Source organism: Veillonella magna, assembly GCF_959600285.1.
In the GTDB taxonomy this organism is placed as follows: domain Bacteria; phylum Bacillota; class Negativicutes; order Veillonellales; family Veillonellaceae; genus Veillonella_A; species Veillonella_A magna.
Genome location: NZ_CAUGKU010000004.1, coordinates 71081 through 89171 on the forward strand (window position 1 = coordinate 71081; position 18091 = coordinate 89171).

At 42.5% G+C, this 18091-nt stretch carries 19 protein-coding genes; 17 read left to right on the plus strand and 2 right to left on the minus strand.

The window, feature by feature from the left end:
- Nucleotides 1-7 precede the first annotated feature (7 nt).
- Together Q5873_RS03610 and Q5873_RS03615 are read left to right on the plus strand one after the other, a co-directional pair.
- Nucleotides 8-547 (plus strand): 2-thiouracil desulfurase family protein, encoded by a 540-nt coding sequence (locus tag Q5873_RS03610; protein ID WP_303059270.1) that lies wholly within the window; start codon nucleotides 8-10, stop codon nucleotides 545-547.
- Between the two features lie 200 nt (nucleotides 548-747).
- Complete coding sequence (locus Q5873_RS03615) at nucleotides 748-1209, plus strand: GNAT family N-acetyltransferase (protein WP_028256062.1); 462 nt, start codon at nucleotides 748-750, stop codon at nucleotides 1207-1209.
- An 85-nt stretch (nucleotides 1210-1294) separates the two neighbouring features.
- Here Q5873_RS03615 and Q5873_RS03620 read toward each other — a convergent pair whose 3' ends face one another.
- On the minus strand, nucleotides 1295-3151 hold the full coding sequence (locus Q5873_RS03620; protein ID WP_303059272.1) for a phosphoethanolamine transferase: 1857 nt from the start codon (nucleotides 3149-3151) through the stop codon (nucleotides 1295-1297).
- Nucleotides 3152-3465: 314 nt separating this feature from the next.
- Here Q5873_RS03620 and Q5873_RS03625 point away from each other — a divergent pair, with 314 nt between their 5' ends.
- The 13 genes from Q5873_RS03625 (at nucleotide 3466) to Q5873_RS03685 (ending at nucleotide 15018) form a co-directional block, all read left to right on the plus strand.
- The gene (locus tag Q5873_RS03625; RefSeq protein ID WP_303059274.1) at nucleotides 3466-4281 is read left to right on the plus strand and encodes a segregation and condensation protein A; all 816 of its coding nucleotides are present in this window, start codon (nucleotides 3466-3468) and stop codon (nucleotides 4279-4281) included.
- Nucleotides 4256-4852 (plus strand): SMC-Scp complex subunit ScpB, encoded by a 597-nt coding sequence (scpB, locus tag Q5873_RS03630; protein ID WP_438364091.1) that lies wholly within the window; start codon nucleotides 4256-4258, stop codon nucleotides 4850-4852. The genes Q5873_RS03625 and scpB overlap by 26 nt, the downstream gene beginning before the upstream one ends.
- Nucleotides 4853-4922: 70 nt before the next feature.
- Entirely contained in the window at nucleotides 4923-5651 is a 729-nt protein-coding gene (locus Q5873_RS03635) for a pseudouridine synthase (RefSeq protein WP_303059277.1), read from the plus strand.
- 6 nt (nucleotides 5652-5657) lie between these two features.
- Nucleotides 5658-6908, plus strand: coding sequence for a BaiN/RdsA family NAD(P)/FAD-dependent oxidoreductase (locus Q5873_RS03640; protein WP_288760171.1), 1251 nt, complete (start codon nucleotides 5658-5660; stop codon nucleotides 6906-6908).
- 38 nt (nucleotides 6909-6946) lie between these two features.
- Nucleotides 6947-7666, plus strand: a complete 720-nt coding sequence (gene cmk, locus Q5873_RS03645) for a (d)CMP kinase (protein ID WP_303059279.1) — start codon at nucleotides 6947-6949, stop codon at nucleotides 7664-7666.
- A complete protein-coding gene (locus Q5873_RS03650; protein WP_028256057.1) occupies nucleotides 7663-8268 on the plus strand; it encodes a lysophospholipid acyltransferase family protein in 606 nt (201 codons plus the stop codon). The genes cmk and Q5873_RS03650 overlap by 4 nt, the downstream gene beginning before the upstream one ends.
- Nucleotides 8269-8373: 105 nt before the next feature.
- Nucleotides 8374-10278, plus strand: coding sequence for a bifunctional 4-hydroxy-3-methylbut-2-enyl diphosphate reductase/30S ribosomal protein S1 (locus Q5873_RS03655; RefSeq protein WP_288760103.1), 1905 nt, complete (start codon nucleotides 8374-8376; stop codon nucleotides 10276-10278).
- 156 nt (nucleotides 10279-10434) lie between these two features.
- A complete protein-coding gene (der, locus tag Q5873_RS03660; protein ID WP_288301866.1) occupies nucleotides 10435-11769 on the plus strand; it encodes a ribosome biogenesis GTPase Der in 1335 nt (444 codons plus the stop codon).
- Nucleotides 11766-12374, plus strand: coding sequence for a glycerol-3-phosphate 1-O-acyltransferase PlsY (plsY, locus tag Q5873_RS03665; RefSeq protein WP_303059282.1), 609 nt, complete (start codon nucleotides 11766-11768; stop codon nucleotides 12372-12374). Before der ends, plsY begins: the two co-directional genes overlap by 4 nt.
- Nucleotides 12371-13372, plus strand: a complete 1002-nt coding sequence (locus tag Q5873_RS03670) for an NAD(P)H-dependent glycerol-3-phosphate dehydrogenase (RefSeq protein ID WP_288191217.1) — start codon at nucleotides 12371-12373, stop codon at nucleotides 13370-13372. Before plsY ends, Q5873_RS03670 begins: the two co-directional genes overlap by 4 nt.
- Nucleotides 13373-13497: 125 nt before the next feature.
- On the plus strand, nucleotides 13498-14052 hold the full coding sequence (gene rsmD, locus Q5873_RS03675) for a 16S rRNA (guanine(966)-N(2))-methyltransferase RsmD (protein WP_288760105.1): 555 nt from the start codon (nucleotides 13498-13500) through the stop codon (nucleotides 14050-14052).
- A gap of 4 nt (nucleotides 14053-14056) precedes the next feature.
- Complete coding sequence (coaD, locus tag Q5873_RS03680) at nucleotides 14057-14539, plus strand: pantetheine-phosphate adenylyltransferase (protein WP_028256051.1); 483 nt, start codon at nucleotides 14057-14059, stop codon at nucleotides 14537-14539.
- 20 nt (nucleotides 14540-14559) lie between these two features.
- Complete coding sequence (locus Q5873_RS03685; RefSeq protein ID WP_028256050.1) at nucleotides 14560-15018, plus strand: hypothetical protein; 459 nt, start codon at nucleotides 14560-14562, stop codon at nucleotides 15016-15018.
- Nucleotides 15019-15071: 53 nt separating this feature from the next.
- Here the strand turns inward: Q5873_RS03685 and Q5873_RS03690 are convergent, their stop codons facing one another.
- Nucleotides 15072-16808: an Rqc2 family fibronectin-binding protein gene (locus tag Q5873_RS03690; RefSeq protein ID WP_303059285.1), complete on the minus strand. Its 1737-nt coding sequence runs from the start codon at nucleotides 16806-16808 to the stop codon at nucleotides 15072-15074.
- A 113-nt stretch (nucleotides 16809-16921) separates the two neighbouring features.
- Between Q5873_RS03690 and Q5873_RS03695 the strand changes: the two genes are divergently transcribed.
- Both Q5873_RS03695 and remA read left to right on the plus strand, forming a co-directional pair.
- Nucleotides 16922-17800, plus strand: a complete 879-nt coding sequence (locus Q5873_RS03695) for a YicC/YloC family endoribonuclease (RefSeq protein ID WP_288301861.1) — start codon at nucleotides 16922-16924, stop codon at nucleotides 17798-17800.
- Between the two features lie 24 nt (nucleotides 17801-17824).
- Nucleotides 17825-18088 (plus strand): extracellular matrix/biofilm regulator RemA, encoded by a 264-nt coding sequence (remA, locus tag Q5873_RS03700; protein ID WP_028256047.1) that lies wholly within the window; start codon nucleotides 17825-17827, stop codon nucleotides 18086-18088.
- The last annotated feature ends 3 nt before the right edge of the window (nucleotides 18089-18091 follow it).

Here is an 18091-nt window from a genome sequence, read left to right on the forward strand (position 1 = left end):
AAAATTAATGATGCAACAAACAAGGAAAGCGAGTGCTATAGCAGATATCATCCAACGAATTCGCGATGGAGCAAGTAGGGAAAAAAGGAAAAAAATCTTGATCAGTGCGTGTTTAATGGGAGAGCCTTGTCGCTATGACGGAGGGCATAACTATAAACAAATTGTGGAGAAAATTAAAACTATGGGAGATATTATTTCTTTTTGTCCCGAAGAAGCCGGAGGACTGTCTACACCACGAACACCGGCAGAACGGTGTGGTCTTCGAGTAATCACTGCTGATGGTGATGATGTTACGGAGGCATTCGAAAAAGGAGCAAAGCAAGCAGTAGCATTAGCAATTCGGGAAGATTGCTGTTTAGCTATTATGAAATCTAAAAGCCCCAGTTGTGGTAGTGGAACAATATATGATGGAACCTTCACCCATACATTACGAAGTAGTGACGGTGTTACTGTAGAGGCGTTACGTGCAGTCGGTATAGAGGTCATTACGGAAGCGGAGGCAACCATTTACTTTACAGATACGCATGATACGCATCAGCGTAAATAAGTTTGAATATACAGATAATAATCTTAAATATATAGCGTAAATAATCTTGAATATAGGGAAACTTGAAAGTATATAAAATAAAATATATTTTAGAGGAGATTAGATACAAGATGGCGAATCTTATATACAAGAGATAAACAGCAATGTGCGCGGAATGGCGATTGCATTACTGACATATGTGTATACTAGGAGGGATTGTTATGAATTTCGAAATGAGAGACGGACATGAATACATTGATGAAATGAAGTTGTTGTTTGTAGAGTATGTAAAGTCCTTGGGTGTAACGGCAGATGTCAAAGAGTTTGAAGGTTTAGAAAAGAAGTATAAAGGTGAAGGCGAAGCTATGTATATTGCCTTTGTAGACAGTAAACCGGCAGGCTGTGTAGCGATTCGCCGCGTGGATGCATCAACGGCGGAAATGAAACGTTTATATGTACGTCCTGACTTCCGTCGTACCGGCCTTGGTATGTCAATGGCTAAGATTGTAGTGGAAGAGGCAAAAGAAAACGGCTATAAACGGCTTCTTTTAGATAGTTTGCCGAGTATGGAAAGTGCTAAACAGCTGTACAATGTATTGGGATTCCGTAGCACTGACGCAGAAACAAAACGACCGATTCGTACCGTAGTTCATCTTACCTTACCGTTGGTAAAGGAAGCATAATAACAATTGTATTGAATGGTATATTAGAAAGGTCTCGCAACGAAGAGAGTTCTTCGTTGCGAGACCTTTTTGCAATTATTTTAATCTACTTGTCAACTTCCGGATCGTTAGTCAAAGGTTGTTGGCCGAGTAAAGTAGTTAAATTATTTTTGTTATATTTGTAAGCCGGATTACTCAGATCGCGATGTGCATCATAGCGATTCGATGGTGCTTGTAAGAGTCCGGATACGGTATCATACAATAAATCGTTAGTAAAATATTGATGTTCACGTTGACGTAAGAGTTGTGCTGTTGCCGGGTAAGCAGCTTGATACTGTGGTGACAAGTAAATCCAGAATGGAATTCGTGCCATGTCAAAATCAAAGATATCAGGATTGTGCGATAAATGCAAGCTTTCTCCGTGGTCGGAGAAGTAAATCATAGCCTGTAAATTCAGATGTTCCTTAGCATAGTTATAAATTGATTTTAATACCCAGTCCGTATAAAGTTGGCTGTTAGCATACGCTTCCATCCCCTTCGGCACTTCGCCGACTTTCCATTTGCTAAATTCATGAGGATAACGATCGTTGTAATAAATGTGACTGCCCATAATGTGAATTACGATAAAGTTTGGTGTATCCTTAGGCACTTCTTGTAACAAAGGCAATAACACGCCATCGTATTTATCAGAGAACATATAGGATTCATGAGCCCATTTTGTATGGTCGGATGTTTTGGCGATTAAGGAAATTGCCGTATCATATTCCCCATATACGCCTTGGTTACTTAGCCAATAGGTAGTGTAGCCGGCTTTTTTAGCGACATCCATAATATTGGCGGATTGAAGGAAGGGCGCATCGTCATATTGATTGCGTTCTGTTAAGGCACGCTCTAAAGTTGGTACTGTTTGTACGTAAGAGGAATAAGCATGGTTGAAAAAGATAAAGTTTGGATTAGAAGCTTCTTCTGACTGCCATGGTGTATCTTCGTAAGGAAAGTCGGGATTATACACTTTCATATAGTTGCGTGAAGCCGACTCCCCGATAACTAGGATGATTGTTCCCGGAATTCGTTGGGCTGCTGTTGTTTTTTCATTTATCTGTAAGGAATCGAATACATCATGATGCAGAGCATTGTACTGCTGAAGCTCGTGCATGTATTTGGTAACATCGCTCCAGTTACGAAGAATACAGGTACCGGGTAAAAGGAAACCAAAAGCATATATGCTAATGATTACTGTAAGTAGCCAGCGCCAAAGAACCGATGTCTTGGAAGATAGAGTATCATTATAGGTTGTCTCTGAACTAATAGGGTTAGCAGCAAAGCGAGCTAAGCAGTAATTTACGTGGTAAAGGTACCAAAATAAAAGAGCGAGACCAATGACAATGCCTATAAGTCCGGGAATGCCGGCGGCGCTTTTTAAGAAACCGAAAGCTTCCTCCGGATTTGTTTGGTAGAGGGCCATTAATGTAGCCGGTGTCAGGCAATGCCATGTAGATACATAATACCCAATCTGCCCCAAAGGGATTAAAAGCAGTAGCCAATCAATGAGTGTAAAGCATATTGATGATAAGCGAAGAAAGCGTCCAATCCGGGCTAGGCCGTATTGCAGTAATGTCAGACTGATAAAGGCGGTTAAGGCAAAGAGAAAGTCACCGGCAAATTCGTAAAAATAAAAAGGCTTACTGTAAGACCAATGGAAGAGCAAGGGAAAAGTAAAAGCCCAAGCAACACCTACTAAACCATGACCTCCGTATATTTTACGATATAGTGGAGCTTTAATTATAAGCTGTAGCCCTATTAGTCCAATCAGTAGCGGTAAGGCCAGGGTAGTTATATCCTCAAGGTCAAAGCCCAGAGTAATGGGTTCATATGTAAGGTGTAAAATGATGTAGATGACAAGTGTCGTTAGTAAATACGGCCAACGGAACCTGTTGTACATGGATAGTAGTGTGTGTTTCATGAAGAGTTCCTCTCTTTAGCATGCATGCCTGCATGTATTATTTATAATTATGTAACTGTGATTACAATGACTAGATAATAGTATATCCTTACTAAAGATAGCAGAAGGAGACGAAAAATACAATATAAAATAGCTTTACTTCTAAGATTTGCCGTGGAGTGACAAAAATTCAGCAGATGGAAGTGAATACTGGTTTTTTAGGAGATATTTCTGTATAATAAATGCGTATATACAGTACAATAGGATGAGGCCGAAGAGGCATTTGAATCTTTGGAAAGGGAGAAGCGGATGCATGAAGAGCACCGCTTTTTATAATGAGTATGATAGTGAAAGCGGAGGAGATGCAGTACGAGTATAAGCTGGCTGTTTTTGAAGGGCCGCTTGACTTGTTGCTGCACTTAATTGAAAAGCATAAAATTGATATTTATGATATTCCCATAGTGGATATTACATCGCAATATATGGAGCAGCTGGAGCAATGGCAACAGTTTGATATTCATTACAGTAGTGAGTTCCTTGTCATGGCGGCGACATTGTTGTATATAAAATCACGGATGTTGTTACCACGTACGACAATACTATCCGATGGAGAGGATGAGGATCCGCGAGACGAATTGGTAACGCGGCTATTAGAATACAAACAGATTAAAGAGTTGACGACGGTACTTCAGGCAAAATCCGATGAGAGCGATATGCTTTTTCCGCGCGTTGAGGCGCTAAGCCAATGGGGCCGAGAAAGGGTATACCGATTTGAGTTAAGCGAGTTGTATAAAATTTTTAGGGCCAGTATGGCTAGAGAACACAAATCGGTTATATCAACGCCGATAGTACAGGTAGTGCGAGAAACGTTCAGTATAGAAGAGACCATTCGCAGCCTACTTCATCGTTTGCACCGTGAAGGGCGTCTCAGCTTTTATACATTAATGCACTCCTCACTGTACCGCGAGGAAAAGGTAGTGACCTTTATTGCTGTGTTAGAATTGCTTAAGAGGCAGGTTCTGCTTATTGACGAAAATAAACAGAAGATGGGAACAGAAGATGTTTATGCTGAGCGTGATGTTTGGTTAATACGAGGAACAGGCAGTGAAGTGATACGAGGGGGTGATGCGGATGACACAATCGGATATTGAAGCCGTTTTATTTTCAGCGGCCAAGCCGATGCCGCTGGATGTATTGGCAGAGGTGTTTTCAGTAACGCCGCAAACTATGGAAGTGGCATTATCACAGTATGAGAAGGCGCTTGTGCAGGAAGCCCGCGGGATTCGCATTAGGCGTAGTGGTGCCGGCATTGAGCTCGTCACGGCTCCAGAGGCGGGACGCTATGTAAGTCGCATCCGACAGCGGGAGGACAAGCTATCGGCCGCAGCTATGGAAACATTGGCAGTCGTAGCTTTTAAACAGCCGGTTACTAAGGCTGAAATAGAAGAAATTCGCGGTGTCAATAGTGAAAAAGTATTGAAACAGTTGTTAAATCGTGATTTAATCGCTGAGCTAGGGCGCAAGGATACTGTTGGACGTCCTGTTTTGTTCGGTACGACGGATACTTTTTTGCGTAGTGTCGGTATTTCTTCCATAGATACATTGCAACGGGAAATTCGTATTCAGGAAAGCTTGGAACTAAGCGAAGTATTATCGACAGAGACAAAAGAGGATGCGAAAGAATCTGCGAATACGGAAGAAGCCGAATTTACAGCAGAATAACTATAAATGATAGAGGAAGAACTCGTTAACGAATAAAGAAATACGTATCCATAAGAGAAAGGACTTATACATGGAAAAAGAACGATTGCAAAAATATATTGCACGATGCGGTTATACATCCCGTCGTAAAGCAGAAGAGCTTATTACAAAAGGTGTTGTACAGGTAAATGGTCGTTATGTTACGGAGTTGGGTACTAAAATTAATCCGGACATTGATCGTGTAAAGGTAGAGGGGAAGCTAATACATCCGCCTAAACCATTATATTTTTTACTCAATAAACCGAAAGGCGTTATTACTTCTGTCAGCGATCCGGAAGGAAGAACGACAGTCATGGACTATCTAAAGGGTGTTAACGAACGGGTATATCCGGTAGGGCGATTGGACTATAATACGGAAGGCCTTTTATTGCTGACAAATGACGGTGCCTTGGCACAGATGCTCTCTCACCCATCGGCGGGTGTGAAGAAGACGTACGAAGTGCGCTTAAAGGGACGTATTAACGATGACCATTTAACAACGATTAGCGAAGGTGTCGCATTGGAGGATGGGATGACCTCTCCTGCTGAATTAATAGATTATGGTTTTGATGCAAAAACAGGTTTAACGACGATTGATATAACAATTCACGAGGGTAGAAATCGTCAAGTACGGCGCATGTTTGAATACTTCGGATATCGTATTCAGAATTTGAAGCGCATCAGTTACGGTGGCCTCAATTTGTCCGGGGTAAAGCGCGGTGCCTATCGTTCGTTGACGGATGATGAGGTGCGACAGCTGAAACAGCAGACGGAGGAATAATCTATGATGCGACGTATTATAGTTATTGGGGCCGGAGCAGCAGGATTGATGGCAGGAACTATTGCGGCTCGCGAAGGGGCTAAAGTATTGCTCCTAGAAAAAATGAATATGGTAGGTAAGAAAATGGGCATTACCGGAAAAGGGCGATGCAACATAACGAATACCTGTAGTGTAGATGAATTAATTGCACATACTCCGGGAAATGGTCGTTTTCTTTACAGTGCATATGGGCAATTTAATAATACAGATTTATTGGCTTTGTTGACTGAGTGGAAGCTGGCCGTTAAGGAGGAACGCGGCGGGCGCGTATTCCCCGTATCCGATTCGGCCCTGGAAGTGCGCGATATGTTTCGTCGAGTTTTTAAGAACTATGGTGGCACACTCCATCTTAATGAGGCGGTCACCAATATTCTCGTGGAAGAAGATCGAATAAAAGCAGTAGTAACTGATAAGGAGACGTATTACTGTGATGCTGTTATTTTGGCGACCGGCGGCGTATCTTATCCTTTGACGGGCTCTACCGGTGATGGGCATAAGATAGCAGAAGCATTGGGGCTTAGGGTAACAGAATTAAGACCGTCCTTAATCCCGCTAGAGGTTGAGGAGCCGTGGGTGAAGGAGCTTATGGGGCTAAGCCTGCGCAATGTTGAATTGTCGGTATATGCCAAAGGAAAGCTACAAGCAAAGCAATTTGGTGAGATGATGTTTACGCATTTTGGGGTCACGGGACCGATTGTTTTATCTTTGAGCCATACGGTTTCCAAATTGTTACGTAAAAAGGCAAGACCTATTACATTGTCGATTAATTTAAAGCCGGCACTTACGGAAGAGGTGTTGGATAAGCGTGTACAACGTGACTTTACGACATACTCCAAAAAGCAATTGGCCAACGGTTTGAAAGATATTTTGCCGCAACGCCTTATCGGTAGAGTAATTGCCGAGGCAGATTTACAGGCGGATAAAGCGATTAATCAAATCAGTCGAGAAGAGCGGCAGCGATTGGTTCACACATTACGCGATTTACAGTTGACTGTGAAGGGAACGCGTCCGGTAGCAGAGGCCATCGTAACGGCTGGTGGCATATCGGTGAAGGAGTTTTCTCCTAAAACCATGGAATCAAAGAAAATTAAAGGGTTATATGCGGCAGGTGAAGTGCTTGATATTGATGCCTTTACTGGTGGTTATAATCTGCAAGCGGCATTTTCTACCGGCTATGTGGCAGCGATGCATGCGGCGCATGGCAATGATGCCGAGTGATATGATCTATGGAACAAAATATGCAAGGAGTGACATACATGAGCAGTATACGAAAAATTGCGGTGGCCGTTGATGGGCCGGCCGGTGCGGGCAAAAGCAGCATTTCAAAATTAGTAGCTCAAAAGTTAGGCTATTTATATATTGATACGGGAGCCATGTATCGGGCAATCACTTGGGCTGCATTACATGCTGGCGTGGACGTAAAGGACGAAATAAAGGTAACGGCGTTATTGCCATCGATAGATCTTCGCTTAGAGCCGACAAAAGACAGCTTTCGCGTATATGTTAACAATCGTGAGATTACAGCAGATATTCGGTCACAGGCTGTGACGGGACATGTTTCTCAAGTAGCATCTTATAAATCGGTGCGTGAATTTCTGGTAGAAAAGCAACGACAGATGGCACGTTGCGGCGGTGTCATTTTGGATGGCCGAGATATAGGTTCGGTTGTCTTGCCTGATGCAGAACTTAAAATATATTTAACGGCTTCTGTTGATGCCAGGGCGCACCGTCGGTGGTTGGAAGTGAAGGATATTGAAGAGGTTTCATTAGAAGACATTAAGCGTAGCGTAAAGGAACGGGATTTGATGGATACTACCCGTAAGGAATCACCGCTTATATGTGTACCTGAGGCAGTAGTGGTAGATTCCAGTAATATGAGCTTTGAGAATACGGTGGAACACATTATGAAGCTTATCATTGATAAGTCTGCTTTGCTGGCTGAAGAGGCAATACAGGTAAAGGGGGATGAAAAATGAATCCGGTAGTAGAATGTATATGGCGTACTGCGTTCAAAGTAATCTACGGTTGGGGATTCAATGTCCATGTGGAAGGGCGTGAAAAATTTCCTATGGAGGGGCCTCTCATTGTAGCACCCAATCATTTAAGTAATAACGATCCACCGGTCATAGGCTATGCGTTACCTCGAGCTGTCCATTTTATGGCCAAAGAAGAACTTTTCCGTAATCCGTTTTTGCGTACTGTAATTCAATGGTTGGGAGCATTTCCGGTGCGTAGAGGCGGAGTCGATAAAATTGCTATTCGTCATGCTATGAACCTCTTGAAAAAGAGGTGGGTATTGGGAATTTTTCCTGAAGGCAGTCGCCAAAAACCGGGAAAGCTGGGACGCTTTCATGATGGGGTAGCTTCTATGGCTTTGCGTACAGCCGTACCGGTAGTCCCTGTAGCAGTTATTGGTACACGTGAGATGAAACGGGGAAAGATTGCCATTATTATTGGTGATGTAATAGAAGTAGAAAAAGCTAAACCGACACAGGAAGCTATTGATGCATTAAATGCTAAAGTAAAAGAATCAATAGAAACTATGATTGCGGACTATCATGCAAGGACCGATTCATGATACTATATGTGTAGCAATACTGTTGCTTTGTTGCTGCAATCGTTTTATTGTAGTAGCATACATAAACGGTTGTGGGCATCATATATAGATTAAAGGAGGATGTCAATGGAAATTCGCATTGCAGAGAATTGTGGTTTTTGCTACGGTGTTAAGCGTGCGGTGGCTATGGCACAGAAAACAGCGGAGAATGACTTTACCAGTTATACATTGGGACCGATTATTCATAATCCGCAGGTAGTACAGTCCTTAGCCGATGACGGAGTGCGTGCCGTTAACAGTCTGGAGGAAATTCCGGATGGACAAGTAATTATTCGTTCCCATGGGGTAGGGCCTGCTATTTATAAAGAAGCAGAAGATAAAGGCTTAGATGTAGTCGATGCTACTTGTCCTCATGTAAAAAAAGCACAGCAAGATGCTAAGTCTGTTGTGGATGATAATATGACATTGGTTATTTTGGGCGAAAAAAAGCATCCAGAGGTAATTAGCATTAATTTATGGGCTGGAAATAAAGGAATAATCGTTGAATCTGAAAAAGACGCCGAAATTATTCCTTTCGTGGAAAATATGGGGGTAGTTGTACAGACGACCTTTTCACAATTTAAGTTTCAAAGTATAATAGGTATATTAGAGAAAAAAACTAAGAATCTAAAGGTTTTCAAAACTATTTGCACGGCTACGCAGGAGCGTCAAAACTCGGCTGTAGAACTTGCGAAAGAAGTAAACCTTATGATTGTGATAGGTGGTAAAAATAGTGGCAATACAAATCGGCTGGCGGAAGTTTGCCGAGATGTAGGCTGTACCACATATCACATAGAGACCGCTGCTGAATTAGAAGTGGCCTGGTTCCAAGGGGTCCAAACAGTAGGGGTTACAGCCGGTGCATCGACACCCGACTGGATAATTAAGGAGGTCATTGAGACAATGAATGAATTTGAAGAATTATTAACTGCACAAGCAAACTGGGACGAAGATCTTAAGAAAGGATCTGTAGTAGAAGGCACTGTTGCACAGGTAGAAGATGAACGTGCATGGGTTTCTTTCGGTTATAAAACGGAAGCAATCTTGAATCGTACGGAAATCGCATATCCGGCACCGGCTTCCGCAAAAGATGTTCTTAAGGAAGGTGACCAGATTAAAGCGGTTATTATGAACCATATTAAAGAAGATAACCCGGTATATCTTTCTGTGACTCGTTTAGCTAAGGACGAAGATTGGCAGTATGTTATCGAAGCTCAGGAAAAAGATCAGCCAATCATTTGTAAAGGTATTGATGCCATTCCGGCAGGTCTTGTAGTAACTGTAAATTCCTTGCGCGGCTTCATTCCGTTGTCCCAAGGTGACGTATACTTCGTAAAATCTCTTGAAAATTTGGTAGGTACCGAATTTGAAGCTAAAGTACTTGAAATCGATGAAAAGAAAAACCGCTTAGTTCTTTCTCGTCGTGCTGTACTTGAAGTAGAACGTCAGGCTAAATTAGAAGAAGCCTTGAAGAAAATTGCTGTTGGTGAAAACTACAAAGGTGTGGTTCGTAAGATTATGCCGTACGGTGCTTTCGTTGATATCGGAGGCATTGAAGGTTTGCTTCATATTTCCGACATTTCCTGGCATAAGATTAAAAAGGTAGAAGATGTACTTTCCGTAGGTCAGGAAATCGAAGTTAAATTGCAGTCCTTCGATCCGGAAAGCCACAAACTTTCCTTGTCCTTAAAGGCTTTGACAAAGAGCCCATGGGATTTGGCCGAAGAAACTATTAGCGTTGGCGATGTTTTGACCGGTAAAGTTGTTCGTTTGGTAGCTTATGGTGCATTCGTTGCCGTTAACGACGATATCCAGGGTCTGCTTCATATTTCTCAGATTACTAAACAGAGAAATGCTAAAGTGGAAGATTACCTCAACCGTGGTCAGGAAGTAGAAGTTAAAGTAATTTCCTTCAGCAAAGACGAAAAGAAATTAGGTTTGGCTTTGACTGAGCTTATGGAACCTGTAGCTTCCTCTGAAGACGCAGAATAAGATACTAAGTGGGAGATGTGGCAATGAGACGTTGCCGTGTCTCCCTTTCTTTTGAAAAGGCTAGCCGTATAAATCGGTTGGTCTTTTTTCTTTATTGAATAAAGTGAAATATGGTACAATAAAATAGTTAATATATGAGTATTTGAGGTGAGGAGCATGGCAAAACCGTTAGTGGCAGTTGTCGGTCGTCCGAATGTAGGAAAGTCGACACTGTTTAATGCGATTGTAAATAAGAGAATTTCCATTGTGGAAGATATTCCCGGCGTTACTCGCGATCGTATTTATTTCGATGCAGAGTGGCTAAATAAAGAATTCACCATGATTGATACAGGCGGGATTGAATTTGTAACTGCTGGCAGTCATGTTATTCCAAAAATGATGCGTTTGCAGGCACAGCTTGCTATTGAAGAAGCAGATGTTATTTTATTTGTTGTAGATGGTAAGACAGGTATTGTACCGGCTGATGAGGAAGTAGCTAATATACTGCGCAGTAGTGGTAAGCCAGTTATTTTGGTGGTTAATAAAATTGATAGTCAGGCACAGGAAGCCAATATTTATGAATTTTATAATCTAGGTATTGGTGATCCTATTGGAATCTCGGCAAAAAATCTAATGAACCTTGGTGATTTGTTAGATGATGTGGTTAAAAATTTCCCCGATGCCGGGACTACCGAGAGTGAAGAAGATACCATTCATGTGGCATTGATTGGTCGTCCTAACGTGGGTAAGTCATCTTTGACCAATGCATTGTTGGGTCAGGAGCGAGTGATTGTCAGCGATGTGGCCGGAACAACTCGTGATTCTATTGACACGCATTGGACACACGGCGATCAGAAGTTTGTGCTGATTGATACGGCAGGTATGCGACGTAAGGCAAAGATTGATGCTCCCGTAGAACGATATAGTATTGTACGCTCGCTTCGGTCGGTTGACCGCGCTGATGTAGTTGTCTTGGTTTTGGATGCTACGGATGGTGTAACTGAGCAGGATAAAAAAATTGCCGGTTATGCACATGAGGCCGGCAAGGGCATGATTATTGTAGTAAATAAATGGGACCTTATCGAAAAGGATGATAAGACGACCAACAAGTTTACCGAAGATATTTATGATGAAATGGGCTTCCTCCAGTATGCCCCTATTTTGTTTGCTTCTGCATTAACAAAACAGCGGATTCACCGACTGGCGGATATGATTAAATTTGTATCTGAACAGCAACATATGCGTATTTCTACCAGTGTTCTTAATCAAGTATTATCTGATGCACAGTCGGTTAATCCGGTACCGTCAAGAAATGGGCGTGTGCCTAAAATTTATTATATGACACAGGCTAGCGTAAAACCACCTACATTTATTCTTTTCGTCAATGAACCTGAGTTAATACATTTTTCGTATATGCGTTTCTTAGAAAATCGCCTTCGGGAATCGTTTGGATTTGAAGGAACGCCGATACGACTGATTTTACGGGGTAAGAAAGGAAATGACGACGAATGACGGACGTATTTTCTCCGTGGTTGATGGCAGCATTGGCTTATGTGGTTGGAAGTATTCCCAGTGGGCTGCTAATCGGTAAACTATTTTTTAATACTGATGTACGGCTTTACGGTAGTAAAAATATAGGCGCTACCAATACCTATCGCGTGTTGGGCCTGAAAGCAGCTCTCCCTGTATTTCTTTGCGATGTAGCAAAAGGAATGATTGGTGTTTGGCTTATGGGACCGGCACCGGAAACTATGCTTATTGGTGGTATTCTGGCCATGGTTGGTCATAACTGGTCGCTGTTTTTAGGGTTTAAAGGTGGACGTGGCGTAGCCACCGGTCTGGGAGTATTGATTTTTCTTGTTCCGACTGTTTCGGCTGTGTGTTTTGCCGTCTGGGCCATTATCGTTTATTTTACAAAGTTAGTGTCTCTGGGATCAATTGTAGCATCAGCATTGGTGCCAATTCTGATGTGGGCATTTAATGCACCCTTGTGGTATATTGTCTTTGGTGCTGTGGCAGCACTGTTCGTTATTGTACGTCATCGGGAAAATATCGTTCGACTTCTGCAAGGCAAGGAATTAAAGGTAGTACGTACAAAGAGTGGTGACACAAAATGAAAGTGACTGTTATCGGAGCCGGTAGCTGGGGAACAGCACTGGCCTTGAAATCCCTGCAGGCTGGTAACGATACTATATTATATTGTCGACGCCCGGAACATGCGACGGCTATGCTCCGCTACCGCGAAAATCGAGAGTACTTAGCAAGTGTTACCTTACCGCCTACTTTAAAAATTAGTGATGATTGCAGACAAGCTGTTAACTTGGCAGATGTCATTTTGATTGTTACTCCTTCCGTATATGTGAGGAGTACTTTGATGGAAATCGTCACTTATATTCGAGAATCGGCGACAGTAGTATTGTGCTCTAAAGGGATTGAGCGCAAAACAGGGAAACGTTTGTCGCAGGTGGCTGATGAGATATTAGCTAAGGTTACTGATAATATTGCTATTCTATCGGGACCGAATCATGCGGAAGAAGTTGGCCGCAATTTACCGGCGGCTACGGTGGTTGCAGCAAAACGGCTGGCTACAGCAGAAGTAGTCCAACAAGTATTGAATTCCGGCACATTCCGTGTCTATGTTAATGAAGACATGACCGGCGTGGAAATGGCAGCAACGACAAAGAATATTATTGCTTTAGCAGCAGGCATTGCCGATGGTATGAAGTTGGGCGATAATGCAAAGGCTGCGCTTTTGACAAGAGGACTTCATGAGATGACGAAGTTGGGCATTGCTATGGGAGCTCGCCGAGAAACCTATGCCGGATTGGCGGGAATGGGTGACTTAATAGCCACATGTATGAGTAAACACAGTCGTAATCGAGCGGCCGGACAAAAATTAGCAGATGGTATGACAATGGATGATATTGTGACGCATACCAATATGGTAGTGGAAGGATTTTTTGCAGTTGCCGCCGTGTACGAGAAAGCCGAACAGTTGGGCGTAGAACTACCGATTACTTCCGCTCTTTACGATGTGTTGTATCATCAAAAAGCGCCGTCCGAAGCATTGTGGAGTCTCATGGCACGGGATTTGAAGGATGAAATGAATATATAGTATGATGATTATACTTCGTGCTATTGTATTTTATGAAGAAAGCATTAGAAATAATGTAAGCCTACTTTTATTTTAATGAATTATATACTATACTAGTAGAAGGAATGTAGTCATAAAGAGGATATATGAGAATTATTGCCGGAACAGCCAAGGGGCATACAATAAAAGCTCCTAAGGGCCACGCGACACGTCCTACTCAGGATAGAGTGCGTGAGAGTATGTTTAATATATTGTCTAACTACGGCCTTTTTAATGCTACGGTATTGGATTTTTTTTCTGGTACCGGGGCATTGGCGTTGGAAGCGTTAAGTCGCGGTGCGTGCGGTGCTGTCTGCGTTGATGTAGCGACGGCGAAGCTGATTAAGGAGAACGCCGTACACTGTCACCTAGAAGATCGTGTAGAGGTATGGTCGCATCCGCTAATGGTGGCTGTCAAACGCTTGCAAGGCCGTAATTTTGATTATATATTCGCAGATCCGCCTTACGAAAAGGGCTTTGTTCAACAGACATTGGATGCTGTAATAGCAACGGATTTGTTAAAAAACGATGGAATGCTCGTCATAGAGCGCCACGAAAAGGAAGAACCGGTGTTACCCAAAGGTTGGCAAATTGTACGTGAACAGCGTTTTGGGTATACCAGGGTAACCTATATTAGGCGTGATGAGCTTGAAAGGAGTTAATACTGTGCGCATAGGCGTTTGCCCGGGGAGTTTTGATCCCGTGACTAACGGGCATGTTGATATTTTTGAACGTGCCAGCAAATTGGTGGATAAATTGGTGGTAGCTGTATTGGACAATCCCAATAAGCATTCGCTATTTACGATGGAAGAGCGAGTGGCACTGATTGAAGCGTCGGTAACACATATCCCGAATATCGAAGTAGATTGTGCCGGTGGATTATTAAACGAATATGTAAAATCCAAGGATAGCCATATTATTATTCGCGGTCTTCGCGCGCTCAGCGATTTTGAATATGAGTTCCAGCGTGCGTTGTTCTCTAAATTTTTGGATGATAACATAGAAACTATATTTATTATGACAAATAATAAATATTCTTTTGTCAGCTCAACAGGTATTCGCGAGTTGGCGAAGTTTAACGGCAAGCTGACAGGCTTGGTACCGCCTGTGGTAAAGGAAGCTTTGGAAGCAAAATTTAACGGTAAATGATGACACTAGGAGTGGAAAGAATGAAAACGGAAAAGCTGTTAGAAGATTTGGAAAACTTAATTGAAAATAGTGGTCGCATTCCGATGACGACCAAGCGTGTAATTGAAGAAGAAGATATCATGCGCATTCTTGACTCTATCAACGAATCCCTACCGTTGGAGCTGGAAGAATCTCGCCGCGTGGTAGCCGAAAAGGACAAGATTATGGCGGAAGCCCAGCGTCAAGCTGATACGCTGATTGCACAGGCAAAAGAATATATTGCTAAGCTGACAGAAGAAAGTGAGTTGGCTAAACAGGCGCAAGAATATGCTAACCAGACGATTACATTAGCTAATCAGTCTTCTAAGGAATTAAAGAATAGTTCTTTACAGTATGCATCGGATGTGCTTAAGTTCTTGGAAAATAATTTAGAAAAGGTATTGGAAAGCCTTCGTCAGGAACAGGAAAACTTAAAACAGTCCGGTCGTGAGCAGCAATAAATCAATAACAAAAGGCCCGTTGTACTATGATTCGTAGTGCAACGGGCCTTTCATTATTGTTGTATAACGTCTTCCTGAGGAATGAACGGGTCTACATATAATGTTTTTTGATGTGTATAAATAACAAATCCCGGAGGAGAGGCAGGGGGTTTTTTAATATATTTTACTAACGTATAGTCAACCGGCACCTTGGAAGACTCTCGGGCTTTACTGAAGTAAGCAGCGTAACGAGCGGCTAGCTCCAAGAGTTCTTCAGTGGGTTCTCCATCACATTTTAAAATGACATGGGATCCCTGGGTGTGTAAGGTATGAAACCACATGTCATAGGGTTTTGCCCAGCGATGGGTGAGATAGTCATTTTGTTGATTGTTACGACCGATAATAAGCTCGCCCCCATCGAGATGGATGCGTATAAAATTATCTTTGGCCGGCTTATATGGCAAAGGTTTTTTTGATTTTTTTATTAACCCTGCTGATTCGCATTCCGTGCGGATGGCCTGGACTTCATTACTCGTTGTAGCCAGTTCTAAACTATAAAGAATGGACTGTAAATAGTCGATGCGAATACGGCTTTGTTCTAATTGATACCGACCACTCTTAGTGCGATTTTTTAACTTGGTATATAACTTGTAGTAGGATTGGGCATTTTCAACGATGCTTAGTTCCGGTGTAAGAGGAATAGTAATCGGTACAACCGGATCGATTAACACATTGTCAACGGTAATAGAAGCGGCGTAATGACTATCTTGATAGGCATTGATCATCAATAAATCACCATAGGCTTTGTAGGTATCTGCTTTACTGGTATCGGACACTTCGGCTTCGATTTTACTGTGACGCAATTCTTCCTTTTTTATAGCTTGTGTAAGCAAACGTTCTAAGTCGTGACCGGCGGTATGAATGGATCCGGTAGCAGTTATATCCGTTTCTATCGCATGAGAGAGTGAGTCGTAAACAGTTTGTGATGCGGACTCATCGGTTGTGAGATAGGATAGGGGGATAGGTGATGCAATTTTTTTGCCTGAAGTCAATGTGCATTCATAGAGTACGTTGGCAGTAGCTAACTCACATCTCAGTGAGTATAATGCTGTAGCTAATTGATCGATTGAATCTTCGGACAAGTTTTCCCAGATATCCTTTTCATTTATTTTGGCACGGTAGCATACTTCGCGCAGTAATACGGGACCAAAACCATTGAAGAGTTTTCGTATTGTTTTGCCGACTGTATCATCCGGAAATGAATGTAACATACCTTTAATTTCTTTTTCGGAAAAATCAAAGATGCTTGTTCGCTCCGCGTTGGGAGGTAACTCATAAGGTTGCTTGGGTGAGACGGTACGTTCACGGTTCATAACCGGTGATACATGGATGAGTGACTCTAATACCACACCGTCTTGGACGAAGATACAGTTGGAGTATTTTCCCATAAGTTCTACGTAAATGTGGGTGGCAACGAGTGTACCGTCTAAGGCTAATTTATCAGCCGTAATGTGGATGATACGATCACCATTTACTTGTTCGATGGATGTAAGACGAGCGCCTTCTATGTGTTTACGCAGAAACATACAAAGTGAGGTCGGCTCTTTAGGAATATCTGTTAAGTGATTGGCCATATATATGCTCGGTTTGGCACCGACGGTTATGATTAAATTACGATTGCCGTTATGCGTGTTTAAGCGAAACAGCAATGTTGTCTTATCTATCTGTAAGAGGCGTTGAATTTGACTGTTCACGATATGAGCTGCCAATTCTCTGACCAATACGGATAAAGTCAATCCGTCTAAATTCATTTTATCCTCTCCTTTCATACTAGCTAGTATATCATATTTATACCTTTTTTTAGGTGGTTATTAGTGTTAGAATAAATATTGATATTAAATGACCTATATGAGAGGATACGATAATGAATAGTATGACTGGCTTTGGCAGTGGCCGCGCTGCTAATGAACAATTGGATGTTACCATAGAGATGAAATCGGTAAATTCTCGGTATTGCGATATCATATGCAAGGTTCCTCGCTTATTTACCGCTGTAGAGGATGAGATACGGCGGATGGTGAAGGGATCATTGGCTCGAGGTAAGATAGAAGTAAGCATTTCTTGTAAATCGGGGACAAAGGGACGGACTTTGACGGTGGACAGCGCATTAGTGCAAGAAGTTCGTCGTGCGTTGGTGCGGGAAGGTTTTTATGGATCCGAACAAGAAGTGCCCTTGTCGGCTGTTACGGCTGTTAGCAATGAATGTTTTTCCGTGGAAGAGGTGGATATAACACCGGATACGATTGCTATGTTGGCGATGAAGGCTGCAGAGGAAGCGATAACAAATCTGCTAAAAATGAGGGCTAAGGAAGGTGAAGCGTTGCGCCTGGATATTGAAGCGCGGCTACAGACGCTGGAAAATATTGTTGAGGCTATCGATTGTCATAAAACTGATGTGCTAACGGCGTATGAAGAACGATTGCGCCGACGACTGGATGACATGTTATCTGCACTCGGCAAGACCGTTGATGAGGATAGAATACTGCAGGAAGTAGCCATTATGGCGGATAAAACAGATATTTCAGAAGAAATTGTACGATTCGGGTCTCATGTGGTACAATTAAGAAACACCCTCAATGATACGGAACCGATAGGCCGTAAATTGGATTTCCTCATTCAGGAAATGAATCGAGAAGTGAATACGATGGGCTCCAAGGGGGCGGACCTGTCGATTACGGATAGAGTAGTAGCATTGAAATGTGAACTTGAGAAGATACGAGAGCAGATACAAAATATCGAGTAAGTCCCAAAGATAAGGAGTTGGAGTATGGGTACGAAACTGCTAAATATCGGTTTTGGTAATATGGTGTCCGCTTCACGGTTGGTGGCTATTATCAGTCCTGACTCGGCACCGATTAAAAGAATGATACAGGATGCACGGGATAAAAGCATTCTTATTGATGCTACATACGGTCGTAAAACGCGAGCTGTTTTAGTAATGGACAGCGGACAAATTGTATTGTCTGCTATTCAACCGGAAACAGTGGCTCATCGTGTAGTGCAGCATACGGAAGAAACAGTGGAGGGATGATAG

What these genes read in the sequence shown, in the direction of transcription:
- Q5873_RS03610 (WP_303059270.1), top strand. Translation starts at nt 8, where the DNA reads ATGATGCAACAAACAAGGAAAGCGAGTGCTATAGCAGATATCATCCAA.
- Q5873_RS03615 (WP_028256062.1), top strand. Translation starts at nt 748, where the DNA reads ATGAATTTCGAAATGAGAGACGGACATGAATACATTGATGAAATGAAG.
- Q5873_RS03620 (WP_303059272.1), bottom strand. Translation starts at nt 3,151, where the DNA reads ATGAAACACACACTACTATCCATGTACAACAGGTTCCGTTGGCCGTAT.
- Q5873_RS03625 (WP_303059274.1), top strand. Translation starts at nt 3,466, where the DNA reads ATGAGTATGATAGTGAAAGCGGAGGAGATGCAGTACGAGTATAAGCTG.
- scpB (WP_438364091.1), top strand. Translation starts at nt 4,256, where the DNA reads ATGCGGATGACACAATCGGATATTGAAGCCGTTTTATTTTCAGCGGCC.
- Q5873_RS03635 (WP_303059277.1), top strand. Translation starts at nt 4,923, where the DNA reads ATGGAAAAAGAACGATTGCAAAAATATATTGCACGATGCGGTTATACA.
- Q5873_RS03640 (WP_288760171.1), top strand. Translation starts at nt 5,658, where the DNA reads ATGCGACGTATTATAGTTATTGGGGCCGGAGCAGCAGGATTGATGGCA.
- cmk (WP_303059279.1), top strand. Translation starts at nt 6,947, where the DNA reads ATGAGCAGTATACGAAAAATTGCGGTGGCCGTTGATGGGCCGGCCGGT.
- Q5873_RS03650 (WP_028256057.1), top strand. Translation starts at nt 7,663, where the DNA reads ATGAATCCGGTAGTAGAATGTATATGGCGTACTGCGTTCAAAGTAATC.
- Q5873_RS03655 (WP_288760103.1), top strand. Translation starts at nt 8,374, where the DNA reads ATGGAAATTCGCATTGCAGAGAATTGTGGTTTTTGCTACGGTGTTAAG.
- der (WP_288301866.1), top strand. Translation starts at nt 10,435, where the DNA reads ATGGCAAAACCGTTAGTGGCAGTTGTCGGTCGTCCGAATGTAGGAAAG.
- plsY (WP_303059282.1), top strand. Translation starts at nt 11,766, where the DNA reads ATGACGGACGTATTTTCTCCGTGGTTGATGGCAGCATTGGCTTATGTG.
- Q5873_RS03670 (WP_288191217.1), top strand. Translation starts at nt 12,371, where the DNA reads ATGAAAGTGACTGTTATCGGAGCCGGTAGCTGGGGAACAGCACTGGCC.
- rsmD (WP_288760105.1), top strand. Translation starts at nt 13,498, where the DNA reads ATGAGAATTATTGCCGGAACAGCCAAGGGGCATACAATAAAAGCTCCT.
- Q5873_RS03685 (WP_028256050.1), top strand. Translation starts at nt 14,560, where the DNA reads ATGAAAACGGAAAAGCTGTTAGAAGATTTGGAAAACTTAATTGAAAAT.
- Q5873_RS03690 (WP_303059285.1), bottom strand. Translation starts at nt 16,808, where the DNA reads ATGAATTTAGACGGATTGACTTTATCCGTATTGGTCAGAGAATTGGCA.
- Q5873_RS03695 (WP_288301861.1), top strand. Translation starts at nt 16,922, where the DNA reads ATGAATAGTATGACTGGCTTTGGCAGTGGCCGCGCTGCTAATGAACAA.
- remA (WP_028256047.1), top strand. Translation starts at nt 17,825, where the DNA reads ATGGGTACGAAACTGCTAAATATCGGTTTTGGTAATATGGTGTCCGCT.